This is a genomic window from Heyndrickxia acidiproducens DSM 23148 (genome assembly GCF_000374345.1).
GTDB classification, from domain to species: Bacteria; Bacillota; Bacilli; order Bacillales; family Bacillaceae_C; genus Weizmannia; species Weizmannia acidiproducens.
Genome location: NZ_KB893999.1, coordinates 1 through 14,558 on the forward strand (window position 1 = coordinate 1; position 14,558 = coordinate 14,558).

Below are 14,558 nucleotides of genomic sequence, written 5' to 3' on the forward strand. Positions count from 1 at the left end.
ATGCGCCGCGGGTCCATCTGTAAGTGATAGCAAAAGCCATCTTTTATTTTTCCTCCATGCGAAGGAAAAACTTATCCGGTATTAGCCCCGGTTTCCCGGAGTTATCCCAGTCTTACAGGCAGGTTACCCACGTGTTACTCACCCGTCCGCCGCTAACTCTTTAAAAGCAAGCTTTTAAAGAGTCCGCTCGACTTGCATGTATTAGGCACGCCGCCAGCGTTCGTCCTGAGCCAGGATCAAACTCTCCATAAAGATGTTTGATAAAAGCTCATAAAATAAACATTGACGTTTTGTTTTGTTCAGTTTTCAAGGAACAATCTTTATTGCTGTTGTTCTGACAGCGACTTAATTATTATATCAACCTAGCGAGTCTTTGTCAACAACTTTTTTTGTTTATCTTAGAAACTTGCGCGCTTTTTCGCTTTTAACGAATCAGCTTTATTATAATATCACCAAATACCTGTCATGTCAATAGAATACAACGGAATTTATTTTGACATCTGCCCGGAATTTAAAATTTATACCACCTTAATGGGCAGTAAGACTCCCACCTCAAAATTCAAAGTACGAAGAAGATAGGTGGGAGATCAAACTGCCCATAAAGTTCCGATTGGTTCAACTAACCATCTGTGGGGGATGAAGGAACCCCCACAGATGGAAGTTTCACTTTATCCATTAACCACCTAAAAAGCCGGCCCATCATGTATGGGCCGGCCTCTTTCGCAGTAAAGACATTATTTGCTTTCAACCGCAACTTCTTGTTTTTTATACAAATTGATCAGTGCCTCTTCTACATATATATCGCCAATGGCAATTTGTTCAACTGCATCATACATCATTGTATTCGTCACAATTACCATTGTTGTTGTATCGTAACCGGCAGCTTTAATTTTATCCGGTTCAAATGTACCGAGCACGTCGCCTTTTTTAATGCGGTCGCCTGCTTTGACGTTTGCATTGAAGTGTTCACCATTTAAATTGACTGTATCAATTCCAACGTGGATCAATACTTCTGCGCCCTGGTCGGATTGCAGGCCGAATGCATGTCCTGTTGGAAACGCTACAGAAACCTGGCCGTCAAACGGTGCAATAACTTTGCCTTCTGCAGGTACAACCCCAACGCCTTTACCCATAGCTTCCGAACTGAAAACAGGATCGTTTACAGAGGTAAGCGGAACAACCTGTCCTTTTACCGGATTGAAGATGGTTTCTTTAAGCTCCATCCCTGTTGTATCCACTTTTGGCAATTGTACGTCTGTTTCTTCAGCCTTTTCACTTTCCAATGCCGCTGTTTTCTTCTCAGTTAAGCTCTTTTTTCCTGCAGTGAATTTCGCAAACATTTTTTCATTATTTTCCTCATTAAAGCCGAAGATCAGAACAAGGAAAAATGCAAGTACCCAGGCAACAATGACCGCAATGGCTTCCATTGCAACGCTTGAGCCTTTTCCGATAAACAACGGAAGTTCAAAAAAGTTCATAACCGGTGAATATTGGAAGGCTTTTACACCGGCAAAACCTGCGATGGCCCCGCCAACTGCACTTCCAATTAAACCAAATACAAAGGCTTTTTTGTATTTCAGGTTAATCCCGTAAATAGCCGGTTCCGTAATTCCAAAAAATCCGCTAATTGCGGCTGAAACTGCAATTTCTCTGTTTTTGGCTTTTTTCGCTTTAAAGATTGCGCCTGTAACGGCACCGAACTGGCCGAATACTGCAACAAACATCATCGCAAGCAGTGTATCATAGCCATAGTTTTGAATGTTAATCAGGGAAATTGGAAGAATCCCCCAGTGCAGTCCGAATACAACAAACACTTGGAACAAACCTGCTAAAATAAGACCGGCAATGGCAGGGCTTAGGGTGTATAGAAATTTATATCCGTAGGCAAGCCCCATTCCGATTGCATTTCCTAAAGGTCCGATGACGATAAACGTCAATGCGCCGGCAACAAGCAATGTAAAGAACGGAACAAATACGAGCTGGGTAACAGCCGGAAGATGTTTCTTGAACCATCTTTCAATATAGCTCATGAGCCAGATTGCTAAGATTGTCGGAATAACCGCGCCGCCATATTGCTTAAAATTAATGGCATAGCTGCCGATATGGGCGATTTTTGGAATCGTGTCATCTGTCAATGGATAGATCATGGCAGCAGCAAGGGCAACCGCAATAAAGCGGTTCGTATTAAATTTATCCGCTGCAGTAAACGCAATAAAAATAGGAAGCAGTGTAAACACACCGGTTGCCAAAGCATTTAAGATACTGTAGCTCGCTGAAGATGTTGATAATACATGTGTGCTGGCCAAAAGGATTGCAACCCCTTTTAGAACACCGGCACCTGCCAGGATAGAGATGAACGGTGTGAAAATGCCGGAAAGCACGGCAACAAAGCGGTCAAAAACATTGCCCTTTTCTTCACTATCTTCCGCCGCTGCTTCATTGTTAGAACCAGCGTCAGAAGCAGAAAAATGATAGGCATCCATAATGGCGTTATAAACAGGTACCACCTCATCCCCAATGACCACCTGATACTGTCCGCCTGCATTTACAGCCGTCAGTACATTCGGCAAGTCTTCGAGCGCTTCTTTATTCGCTTTATTTGCGTCTTTTAAACGGAAACGCAAACGCGTTGCGCAGTGTACCAATGATTTGACGTTATCAACTCCGCCCACGTTCGTCACAATATCGCGGGCGAGCTGTGAGAAATCTTTTTTTGCCATCTATAAATCCTCCTCATACAGTAAAATTAAGTTCAATAACGGAAACCAATTTCCTTTCACCGCACAAACTGCAGCCTCCTGATCCTTAGCATGCGCGCCGGAGGAATCATCATGCATCACAACATTATTGCGTTTGCAAAAATAAAAAAGGCATGAGGAAAGAGAAGGAAAACAGCTTTATGGGTTAGCGTTCCCATAAATCCATTTCATCAACTTTTTCACTCATGCCTGATCGAATCAGTAACACGTTTACAAATAATTTTATATGGAATGAAGCCGGACTATTCTAATTTGCTTTGAATCCGCTGCAAATGCATGGTCAAGTAGACGGCTTCCGCATTGTACACCGGTTTTTTTAATGTTTGCTGCATGATTTTTATCAATTTCCACGACAAATTATAACACTGCGGGTATTCCTGTTGCAAGAAAAAACTTAGTTTTTCGGGCTCATCGACTTTTTCGCCAGTCAGGACACGGTCAATCGTGTACCGCAAATGGCGGACAAGCCGCATGTAATTGGTACTGTCCTTGTCCAGTTTCGTTTTAAATTCATTTTCTACCGTTTCAATCAGCACTTTAATCAAATGGGAATACTGGCTGAGTTCAGAGATCTGCTTGTCTGTTACCGCGCTGTGGATATGAAGGGCGATAAAGCCAACTTCTCCTTCCGGCAAATAAACATCTATTGCTTCATTAATATAATCAACCACTTCATGAGCAATCTCGTATTCACGGGGGTACATGATCTTTGTTTCTGAGACAAATGGGTTTTTTACAGCCAGGCCTTTGCGGATGCGGCTGATGGTAAAAGCAATATGGTCTGTCAGCGCAACATGAATATGTTCATTCAATTGGGAATCGGTACGGTTGCGGATCATTTCAATCGCTGAGATAATGATTTCGAGGGTATCGTTGTCAATGAATGGAATCATTTTAATATATTGTTGCTGTTCCTTTTCGTTTTTCAGCACAAACATTTTTTCAGCAGATTCCTGCGGGATGACCTCATCTTTTTTGCGGTTAAAGCCGATGCCTTTCCCAATCAGGACGGTTTCCTCGTATCGGGGATGAGTAGCGATTAAGACATTGTTGTTTAACACTTTTTTCACTTTAAAGGCTTCCATTTCGATCCCCCTTGGCTAGAACCTGTACAATAGTATTAGTTTAACGGATATGGGGATCGTTATCAAATATATTTAATTGTCAGTCCGGGTTCAAGTACCGGGAAGGCGATCCGGTTTCAGCGATTTATATAAAAAGATGCGGACCCGCTGTTTGTTGTTCAAACAGCATTTCATATAAAAAACTTGCAGGCAGCCCGGCGGTTAAACCAAGGCACCCGCAAGTCACGGTCATTCATATTATTTTAAGAAAATGAAGTAGAGCAAAAAGATGATAAAGAAGAAGTACATTACCGGATGGATTTCTTTCATTTTCCCTTTTACGATCATTGTAATCGGATAGAAGATAAACCCGATTGCAATCCCGGTTGCAATGCTGTATGTCAGCGGCATCGTGATCATGGTCAAGAATGCCGGTACTGCAATTTCGAATTTATCCCATTTAATCAGCCTGAGATTCGATACCATCAAGACACCAACAATGACCAGCGCCGGTGCGGTAACGGAAGAAGTAACAACCGAAAGCAGCGGGAAGAAAAATAACGATAAAATGAAGAATCCGGCAGTAACCAGTGATGCAAAACCAGTTCTTGCCCCTGCTGCCACACCTGATGTTGATTCGATATAAGAAGTAGTGGTTGAAGTTCCCACCACAGCACCGACGATTGTCGCAATGGAATCTGAAACGAGTGCCCTGCCGGCATTTGGCAGCTTGTCGTCTTTCATGAGCCCTGCCTGCCCGGCAACTGCAACGAGTGTCCCTGCGTTGTCAAAGAAATCAACAAAGAAGAAAGTTAAGATGACCCCGATCATTTGCGTGGACCAGAAAGATGCATCCCCGAAAGAACTGAACACCGCGCCAAAGGTAGGCTCGATGCTTGGTACTGTATCCACAACCCTGTGCGGCACGTCAATTAAGCCGAAGATCATCCCAACAATTGCTGTAAGGATCATTCCGAAAAATACAGCGCCTTTAAAGCCTCTTGTCATTAAAATCACGGTAATGAAGATTCCAAAGATCGCAAGCAGTGCCGGCCCTTTGGACAGGTCGCCAAGTGCCACCAGCGTGGAATCATTATTCACGATAATGCCTGCACCTTTTAAACCGATAAATGTGATATAAACGCCAATTCCTGCACCAACGGCATGTTTCAGGTCAACCGGAATCGCATTGATTAATTTTTCGCGGATCCCTGTTAGTGTTAATAAGAAGAAAAACACACCGGAAATTAAAACGGCACCGAGTGCGTGCTGCCATGGGATTTGATAACCCAGGACAACCGTATAAGCAAAGAAAGCATTTAATCCCATCCCCGGGGCAAGCGCGAGCGGATATTTACCGAGCAGCCCCATGATAATCGAACCAATCGCTGCTGCAAGTGCGGTGGCTACAAATACTGCGCCCTGGTCCATATGCATAGAAGCGGGCAGGCCTTTGACACCGGCAAGGGATAATGTCAGCGGGTTGACGGCTAAAATATAAGCCATTGCCAAAAAGGTGGTCATGCCTCCAATAAATTCCTGGCGGTAACTCGTTCCCAGTTTCTCAAACTCAAAATAATGCTTCATGGTTCCTCTTTCCCTCCTGTGGAATCCGATTCTTCGCAGTAAACAGAAAAACGCTCCGAACGTAATCGCCCGAAACGCAAAGACTGTAAGGAATGAGAAACGGCAAACGAGCCATTTTCCTGGCACTCTCGCCCTCTTAATCTATCTCATTACCTCGTAGTCAAGCTATTTACGGCAGCTTGGTAGAAACGTTCAGGCCATATTCCTGAAATTATACGATCGTAACTAATATTATTATATGAATTACAAAATAGATTGTATCGGGTATTCGGGTATAAGTCAATAGAAACCCGAACATTTTATTTCCTTTTTTCAACAATATTCGTTTTTCATTCCAGCAGCAGTTTTCATTTCAGGTGAAACAGATTTTCCGCCTGTTTTACGGGTTCATTTTTCGTTTTCTCACGTTATTTCAAATAAGTTTATGAACCAGACTGCGCTTTTACTGCTGGTACTGGACCCGGTGCAGTTGGGCGAAAATTCCGCCGCGGGCAAGGAGTTCATCGTGGCCGCCTTCTTCAGCGATGCCGTCCTTGGTTACCACGACAATCCGGTCAGCGCTGTGGATGGTTGCGAGCCTGTGGGCAATGACAAGCGTAGTGCGATCTTTCGCGAGTTCATCAAGCGCCATTTGGATCAGCCGCTCTGTTTCGGTATCGAGGGCGGATGTTGCCTCATCCAAAATGAGGATCGGCGGGTTTTTTAAAAACATACGTGCAATCGCAAGGCGCTGCTTCTGCCCGCCCGACAATTTCAAACCACGCTCGCCGATTTGTGTGTCATACCCGTCCGGTAAATTCCGGATGACTTCTTCCAAGTGCGCGCGCCGGGCTGCCTCTTCAATTTCTTCCCGACTGGCACCCAGCTTCCCGTATGCAATATTTTCACGAATGGTTCCGGCAAACAGAAACACATCCTGCTGGACAATCCCGATTTGTGAACGCAGCGATTTTTTCGTCATATTGCGGACATCAATGCCATCAATTGTAATGCTGCCGCCATCGACATCATAAAAACGCGGGATTAAGGAGCAAATTGTTGTTTTCCCGGCACCCGACGGCCCGACGAATGCCACGGTTTCGCCGGCGCGCACATTCAAGTTAATGCCTTTTAAAACGTTTTTCCCTCCGTTATAGCCAAAATCCACATCATGGAACACAATATTACCGCTCAAAGCTGCCACTTCGACTGCCGTTTCGCGGTCCTGGACATCGGGCATCTGGCCCAGCATTTCGGAAAACCGTTTAAATCCGGCCATGCCTTTTGGATACAATTCCATAATGGCACTGATTTTATCAATCGGTTTAAATAATACATTCACATAAAGAACAAAACCGACAAGTTCACCGTATTTTAGTTCGCCGCTGTACGTCAGCCAGGCACCATACACAAGGACTGCCAGTACCATCAGCCGGCTCATCATGTAAGTGCTGGCATTGGTGAAGGCCATCGTTTTGTAGGCAAGCAGTTTGGCTTTCCGGAATTTTTGGTTGTTATTGGAAAACCGCTCGATTTCGTGGCTTTCGTTGGTAAATGACTGGACGACGCGGACACCGGCCACACTGTCCTCCACGCGGGCGTTTACCTCTGCAATCTCGCCGTACATCTTATCCCAGGCCTGGTTCATTTTAATATTGCAGTACGTGATCACCCATACCAAAAACGGCACGATCACCAAGGTCACCAAAGCCAGTTTGACATCCACGGTAAACATAATTGCAAACGCGCCGAGAAACGTCATGACAGCAATAAACGCATCTTCCGGACCGTGGTGGGCAAGTTCGCCGATATCAAACAGGTCGTTCGTAATCCGGCTCATCACATGGCCGGTTTTGACATTATCAAAGAAAGAAAACGATTGCTTCTGCACATGTTCGAACAGCTCTTTCCGCATATCGGTTTCGATATTAATGCCGAGTTTATGCCCCCAGTAGTTGACAATGTACTGTAAATAAGTGCTGAAAAGATAGAGCACAAAAAGCGAAAGGCTGACGCTGAGAATCGTCCCCCATTTCCCGCTTGGCAGCAGACTGTCAATCAGCCACTGGACCGCAAGCGGAAAAGCAAGTTCGAATACGGCCACGATGACTGCACTGCTGAAGTCAATGATAAAGAGCTTTTTGTGCGGCAGATAATAGGAATAAAAACGGCGTAACATGCTTTTCCCCCTTCTATAAATATACTTGCATTATAAATGCGGCTGTACACAAGATACAAGTTTAAGTTTGCGCGTGCCTGGACAAGGGCCCCTTTTTTTATCCGCAACCAGCGCCAGCCGGATGGTGAACACGACAAATCCCTCTTCTTCATTATGGATTCAATAAATTCTAAAAATTCCGTAGCCATATCATACGCTTCTTTTTGTCCTGTTCCAATATTCGGCAGCGGATTGTATGCAGATGCTATACATTGCCCGTAGGAGAAAGGGAGGACTTCCGCTATAATGAAAGCATAGGGATCCGGCAACGGCTTGGAGGGGACTATGTATGGAGAAAATTAAAATTTTGATTGCAGATGATAACTCTTTTATCCGTGAGGGGTTAAAAATCATCTTAGACTCTTATGAAGAATTTGAGATACTCGCAGCAGTGGCAAATGGCCGGGAAGCAGCTTCGTATTGTATAAGCCATGTGGCTGACATTGCGCTCCTTGATGTGCGGATGCCCGGGATGAACGGCGTAGAAGCTACCAAAATTATTGCCGAAGAAACTTCAACCAAACCCATCATCCTGACGACCTTTGACGATGATGAATATATTGTGGATGCCTTAAAAAACGGGGCGAAAGGCTATTTGCTGAAAAACAATGATCCGGAAAAAATCCGCGATGCGATCAAAACAATCTATAATGGCAACAGCATTTTCCAGGATGTCGTGCTTGATAAAATTAAAAACAATTTATCGGATAGCAGCACACCGGAACCGAAAATTGACTCGAAGCAGTTTACGGAAAGAGAGCGCGAAATCATGTCCCTCATCGCAAAAGGCTATTCCAACCGGGCAATTTCAAAAAACCTGTTTATCTCGGAGGGAACAGTTGCAAACTATATTACTTCCATTCTCGGGAAAACCGGGCTGGAACACCGGACCCAGATTGCCATTTATTTTTTAACGGGGAAAATTTACTAAGATGGAATTTTGGTTGATTTTAAGCAAACTGTCTTTGATGTTTTTTATCGGTTATTCCGCTGTGCTTGAAGTGCAGCAAATGGGTTGGGTTGTGCTTCTTTTGCTTTTGTATTTCATCCTCAATATTGCGATTCTGCTTTACAAAAAGAAGGGGTGGCGCCTTTTTCTGCTCACCGTTTCTATCCTCGCCGCAACCGCGGGATACCGGCTTATCAACCCGCTGTTTCTCATTTTACTGCCCTTGTCAATCCAAGAATGGCTGTCGGAATGGGCCGTCCCGAAATGGGTCTTATTTACACTCCCGCTGCTAAAATTTGATCGTAATCCCAACCTGCATGCTCGCCGGCTGCTTCTGGCCAGTGGAAATCATGCCAAAAGTACTGCAGAAAGTTGCTAATTTTCTGCCCCAGCGCTGGACTTTGGAAACCCTGGACCAGCTGCAGACCGCCCATCCAGCCGGCAGCTTGTATTTAAATTATCTGATCCTGCTGGCGTTTGCACTCGCCTTTTTCCTGCTTGCAATTTACCGGTTTAGCAGAAACAGGAATATGCAAAATTTTGTATGACAATTAAAAACCGATACTGGTGGTGGTCATGTTTCAGGGCGTGTCTTTTTGAACCTTTAAAAGACTAAAGCAATCGGAAACAGCCTTCATCTTACTTATGAAGCCCAAAACAAAACTATAACGATCACAGAAGCGGGTTTCTCTATTCTAATGATACCCATTTCCGTGATTGTTTCATCTCTAAAACGGTTTTCAAAGTCAATTTGGCAGACGGGGCGCCTTACTATTCTAAATTTTTATCCCCCGTCTGGAAGCCTGCCGGAATATATGTACAATACGGTTCAGAAGCTTTATAATCCCCGGTTACCGCGTAAGCCCGCGCCCTTGATCCGCCGCATATATAGCGAAACTCGCAAACGCCGCATTTGCCTTTTGTCGAATCAGGATCGCGCAGTGACTTCAACACAGGATGTTTCCGGTAAATTTCAGGGAGCGGCGTTTCTTTTACATCGCCGCAGTCAATCGGCAGAAACCCGGATGGATACACATCCCCCGTATGGCTGATAAAAATAAATCCGTTACCGTCATTCGTTCCGCGCGGCGCTTTTGCCATCCGGTCATGGTGCCGCCCGATCGGTTCCAACCCCGCTTTTTTCCGGCGCTGATTTTCCTGAATCGCAATGCGGCGGTAAAACTGGGCTTCTGTTGTCGATACTATAAAAGGCACATGCTCCTGGAGCCGGAATGCCCAGCGCAGGACTTCATCATGGCGCTCGGGGCTGATCGGCTTCAAATGTTTGCCGCGCCCGGTCGGCACCAAAAAGAAAAGCGTCCAAACAGCAGCGCCGAGTTCCGCCACTAACTTTGCCATTTCCGGCAATTTGTCCACATTGTATTCCGTCACGGTCGTGTTCACCTGAAAACTCATGCCGGCTTCATTTAAATATGAAATCATTTTCATTGTCCGATCAAAAATCCCAGGCATACCGCGAAAGTAGTCATGCGTTATAACGTCAGGCCCGTCAAGCGAAATGGCCCAGCGGCTGATGCCGATCTGCTTCGTTTTCCGCACGGCTTTTCTTGTTACGCGCGGGGTAGCGGACGGCGTTAACGACACCCGCATCCCTTTTTGAACCGCATATTCGGCCAGTTCGAACAAATCCGGCCGCATCAGCGGATCGCCCCCTGAAAAAACAAATAACGGATTGTTCATCGAGTAAATCTGGTCAATCAATGTTTTCCCCTCTTCTGTTGTCAGTTCTCCGGGGTACGGATGCAGCTGCGCTTCCGCCCGGCAGTGCATACAGTGAAGCGGGCACATTCTTGTGACTTCCCAAATGACGATAAATGGATCCTGCTTGTAATCACGCATTTTCATTGTCATGGCTTTTCCTCCATTTCTCGGAAACACGAGCCTTATGTTGAAACTTAATTTGTGAATACCTGAACATAAATTTCCGTACATAAATCCTTGCTAACTTCTTCCATTATATCGCTTTTACCGCAGTGCATACACCATTTTTCCAAATTAGAGCAAAAAAGAAGGGCTCCTTTAACAAAGAAGCCCTTCCCTTTTAATGGCCGATTCCCTGTATCTCCATCCCTTTCACCGGCAAAAATGTTTCGCCTGTATCCAGGTATTTTAACTTCACTTCATCGCCTTCTTTTAAATAGATCACAAGCGGTATAGTGTCCGAGCTGACGGTGAAGTTCTGTTTATTGTTGAGCAGGAAGGAAACATTCGTATAATCGCCCGACTTTTCCTTATAGACACGGAGAACCTTGCCGGTGGCCGTCTTGGTGTCTGCCTTGGACGAGCCATCAACACTGCTGCCACCGCGTTGAAGAGCGATTTTATATGCTTTTAGTGCGGCATCCGGCGTACTGGCATTAACCGATATTTCCGGGTTCGCCGCTGACACGATAAAATAAGTCTGCAAAAAACCGTTCGAATCAAGAACCGGCGTCAGCCAGCTCGCCTCGCCGTAAAAATTATATAAAATCGGCATCGAACCCTTCCATTTCTTCTCAATGAATTTTTTCTCAACGATTTCCAGATTCCCCTGCGAATCCATATACGATTCTTTTAACTGGCCGGTGTAATAGGTAGCCTTGCCGGTGCGCGCATTGGTAAGCGAGTAACCGAGCATTGAGTCGACATCTTGTTTCGGGCTCGAAAAATCAGTAAAGTAATACATCACGCCATTGTCGTCAAAAATCGGGCTGACATTGGCTTCCGTCCCCTCATCTGTCGGCAGCTTTACATCACGCTTGCCGAAGTGGCTGTTCCAAAAACCATGAATATATTTGCCAAAATAACTGTTCTGCAGGCTGACTGCTTCCGGTGACATCGCCCCGTCAACATAGGCTGGCACATCTTTGAGCGAATAGGCCTTCATTGCACCTGTACGCGGATCCACCTGCACAATGCCTGTTGCCTTAAAACCGTTGCGCGCCGAAACAAAATGCCCGAATGTCCGGATATAATACGGTTTTCCTTCATTATCGATTTCAAGCTGCGGCGCGCCGTAGAAAATCTTTTTCGGATACGCAAGGCGAATATGGCGTTCCAGGTTTTTCTGAAAATAAGATGAAGGTGTATAAACCATTTTCTGTTTGACAAAACTCGGATTATCGGAGGCATCCGTAGCGCTCATGATAAAATATCCCGGTGTTTCGCCGCCTTTGACCCACTTGAAAAAGCCCGAAAACTCAACTGGCGCGATATACACAAATTTACCATCCACCTTTTGGATCTGCAGGTTGCCAAGCTGATAATAACTGGCATTCGGAACCTGCCCAAATGACTTTTTCATTTTGTTGCGCGCGAATTTCGGCGGTACATTTGCCGGTGTTTCGCGCTCATCAAACGGCTCGATTTCCGTTTTCTGCACCATTTTCGATGCTTCGTACTTTTCGCTGGCATTCCACATCGGGGCTGTCAGCATATAACCGGCAACAATCAGACTGGCGAGAAAAATCACCCCTTTGATTTGCTGTTCTTTTCCGTTTGCCAGAAATGTCCCGGCCAGTGCTGCCAAAACCCCTGCAGGCCAGAACAGCGAAAAATTCATATCCAATTTTGTCACGTAAAAAAAGGCAACTGCCACGATCCATAAAAGCACGACCAAACCAAAAAATGTTTTTATTCTTTCATTGCTGATTTTCTTCCCAGCTTCTTTTAGTTTTCTCTCTGAAAATGGAAAAATAAGAATTGCTGTAATCAAAGCCATGATGGTTACAAAAATGATGAATAACCCCATTTCACTCACCCTTTCTATTTATATATACGGCTGACTCGGCAGGAAGGTTTCATCATTTTATTTTCAGGAAATCGTTTTCAAATTTACACCAATCGTTAACATTTTTCCCTGCGCCACTTTGCTACAATTAAAATAGGATAAATATTTTAAGACAATGAATCAGGGAGGGTGAAAAAAATGAGTGCTTCAACACAACAAGCAAAGAAATCGAAATGGCAATGGATCTGGGTCACTGCTGCTTTTACCGTACTGATTGTAATCATGCTGCTTCCCCGGGCGGAAGGCCTGCCGGCAGCCGGCCAGCGTGCGCTTGCCATCTTAGCCTTTGCGTTGATTCTCTGGGTAACAGAAGCAGTTTCCTATGAAGTCAGCGCCGCCATGATTGTCGGGCTGATTGCTGTCCTGATCGGCCTCGCGCCAAGTATCCAGGATCCTTCACAAATGACGGGAACGGGCAATGCCCTGAGATTGGCACTCAGCGGCTTCAGCAGTTCTGCCGTTGCCCTGGTAGCCGCCGCCTTGTTTTTGGCAGCAGCCATGCAGGCGACCAATCTTCATAAACGGCTTGCCCTCTGGATTTTGTCCAGGGTTGGTACAAAAACAAGCAGCCTTGTCTTTGGCGCGATTCTTGTTTCTGTCGTACTGGCATTTTTCGTTCCGAGTGCCACTGCCCGCGCCGGTGCTGTTGTTCCGATTTTACTGGGAATGGTAGCCGCATTCGGGTTGCCGAATAACAGCAAATTGGGAGCATTATTGGTCATTACTTCTGTTCAGGCGGTTTCAATTTGGAATGTCGGCATCAAAACGGCTGCTGCCCAAAACATGGTTGCACTCGGTTTTATTGAAAAAGAATTTGGGACCACCATTACATGGAGTTCCTGGTTTCTGTATGCCGCACCGTGGACCATCATCATGTCTGTCCTGCTGTTTTTTGTGATGACCCACTTGATTAAGCCGGAAACGAAAGCGATTGAAGCCGGGAAAGATCTCATACAGAGCCAGCTTAACGAACTGGGGCATTTAAAAGCCTCGGAAATCCGCCTCATCGTCATCTCGCTGCTTTTATTATTTTTCTGGACCACAGAAGGAAAACTTCACCCATTTGACACGACCACCGTCACCATTGTGGCCATTGCCATTTTATTGACGCCAAAGATCGGCGTTTTCGACTGGAAATCGGTTGAACGGCTGATTCCGTGGGGTACGGTTATTGTATTTGCGGTCGGGATCTCGCTTGGCACCGTTTTGCTGGATACTCAAGGAGCACAGTGGCTCTCCAATAAAGTATTCGGTTCACTGGGACTGGAGAGCATGCCAATTATTGCCACAATCGCGCTCGTTTCATTATTTATTATTTTGATTCACCTTGGTTTTGCAAGCGCCACCAGCCTGTCTTCCGCTTTGATACCGATCTTTATTGCACTCACCTCTACCATTCATCTGGGGGATAATCGGATCGGGTTCGTACTCATCCAGCAATTTGTCATCAGCATCGGCTTCCTGCTCCCGGTCAACTCGCCGCAAAGCATGCTGGCATACGGGACGGGTGCTTTTACGGCAAAAGATTTTTTGAAATCGGGGCTGCCATTGACGATCATCGGCTACCTGCTGATTTTACTGTTCAGCATGACCTATTGGAAGTGGGTCGGGTTGCTGTAGATAGAATGATAGCGGACCGGGGATTTCTTTTAAATACAAGCGACTAGGCATGATCGAATGGAACGCAACCGGGATATCACTTTGGAAAGGTCAGGAACAACCGGGCATGGTTGAAAAGATCCTAAAAAGCACGGATGAATGACCATTCGCATGTGTCCAAGAGTTAGATGGGCTTTCATTGCGGTGATGAAAGCCCATCTAACTGGTTTATTGCCTCAGGTGGGCTTTCATTTGACCGATGATCGACCGCGCGGATGGTTTTTTCCTTCGTGTGGGCTTTCATTCGACCGATGATCGACCACGCGGGTGGTTTTTTCCTTCGTGTGGGCTTTCATTTGACCGATGATCGACCGCGAGGGTGATTTTTTCTCTCGCTTGGGCTTTCATTCGCCTGATGATCGACCGCGCGGATGGTTTTTTCTCTCACATGGGCTTTCATTCCCCCGATGATCGACCGCGCGGATGATTTTTTCTCTCGCGCGGGCTTTCATTCAACCGATGATCGACCGCGCGGATGGTTTTTTCTCTCGCGCGGGCTTTCATTCAACCGATGATTGACCGCGCGGATGGTTTTTTCCCTCGCTCGGGCTTT

The 14,558-nt window shown here is 45.7% G+C and carries 9 protein-coding genes, 1 rRNA gene, 1 pseudogene and 1 riboswitch; of the genes and pseudogenes, 4 read left to right on the plus strand and 7 right to left on the minus strand.

Going from position 1 to position 14,558, the window contains the following annotated elements:
* The 5 genes from C232_RS0110060 to C232_RS0110080 all read right to left on the minus strand — a co-directional run.
* Window positions 1-252: ribosomal RNA gene (locus C232_RS0110060) — 16S ribosomal RNA — on the minus strand; the annotation flags it as partial.
* Between the two features lie 482 nt (window positions 253-734).
* Window positions 735-2,720, minus strand: coding sequence for a beta-glucoside-specific PTS transporter subunit IIABC (locus C232_RS0110065; RefSeq protein ID WP_018663894.1), 1,986 nt, complete (start codon window positions 2,718-2,720; stop codon window positions 735-737).
* 281 nt (window positions 2,721-3,001) lie between these two features.
* Window positions 3,002-3,844: a glucose PTS transporter transcription antiterminator GlcT gene (gene glcT / locus C232_RS0110070; protein WP_018663895.1), complete on the minus strand. Its 843-nt coding sequence runs from the start codon at window positions 3,842-3,844 to the stop codon at window positions 3,002-3,004.
* 237 nt (window positions 3,845-4,081) lie between these two features.
* A complete protein-coding gene (locus C232_RS0110075) occupies window positions 4,082-5,410 on the minus strand; it encodes an NCS2 family permease (RefSeq protein ID WP_018663896.1) in 1,329 nt (442 codons plus the stop codon).
* 137 nt (window positions 5,411-5,547) lie between these two features.
* Window positions 5,548-5,649: riboswitch (purine riboswitch) on the minus strand.
* A gap of 203 nt (window positions 5,650-5,852) precedes the next feature.
* Complete coding sequence (locus C232_RS0110080) at window positions 5,853-7,568, minus strand: ABC transporter ATP-binding protein (protein ID WP_018663897.1); 1,716 nt, start codon at window positions 7,566-7,568, stop codon at window positions 5,853-5,855.
* A 328-nt stretch (window positions 7,569-7,896) separates the two neighbouring features.
* On the opposite strand from C232_RS0110080, the gene C232_RS0110085 reads away from it, so the two are divergent.
* The 3 genes and pseudogenes from C232_RS0110085 to C232_RS0110095 all read left to right on the plus strand — a co-directional run.
* Window positions 7,897-8,538, plus strand: a complete 642-nt coding sequence (locus tag C232_RS0110085; protein ID WP_018663898.1) for a response regulator — start codon at window positions 7,897-7,899, stop codon at window positions 8,536-8,538.
* 37 nt (window positions 8,539-8,575) lie between these two features.
* Window positions 8,576-8,935 (plus strand): hypothetical protein, encoded by a 360-nt coding sequence (locus tag C232_RS19780; protein ID WP_169338752.1) that lies wholly within the window; start codon window positions 8,576-8,578, stop codon window positions 8,933-8,935.
* A pseudogene (locus C232_RS0110095) lies at window positions 8,850-9,104 on the plus strand (ABC transporter permease); the annotation flags it as partial. The gene C232_RS19780 and the pseudogene C232_RS0110095, both read left to right, overlap by 86 nt.
* A gap of 223 nt (window positions 9,105-9,327) precedes the next feature.
* On the opposite strand, the gene C232_RS0110100 reads toward C232_RS0110095, so the two are convergent.
* Together C232_RS0110100 and C232_RS0110105 are read right to left on the minus strand one after the other, a co-directional pair.
* The gene (locus tag C232_RS0110100; protein ID WP_235801539.1) at window positions 9,328-10,422 is read right to left on the minus strand and encodes a TIGR04053 family radical SAM/SPASM domain-containing protein; all 1,095 of its coding nucleotides are present in this window, start codon (window positions 10,420-10,422) and stop codon (window positions 9,328-9,330) included.
* Window positions 10,423-10,618: 196 nt separating this feature from the next.
* Window positions 10,619-12,307: a hypothetical protein gene (locus C232_RS0110105; RefSeq protein WP_018663902.1), complete on the minus strand. Its 1,689-nt coding sequence runs from the start codon at window positions 12,305-12,307 to the stop codon at window positions 10,619-10,621.
* 177 nt (window positions 12,308-12,484) lie between these two features.
* On the opposite strand from C232_RS0110105, the gene C232_RS0110110 reads away from it, so the two are divergent.
* A complete protein-coding gene (locus tag C232_RS0110110) occupies window positions 12,485-13,966 on the plus strand; it encodes a DASS family sodium-coupled anion symporter (protein ID WP_018663903.1) in 1,482 nt (493 codons plus the stop codon).
* The last annotated feature ends 592 nt before the right edge of the window (window positions 13,967-14,558 follow it).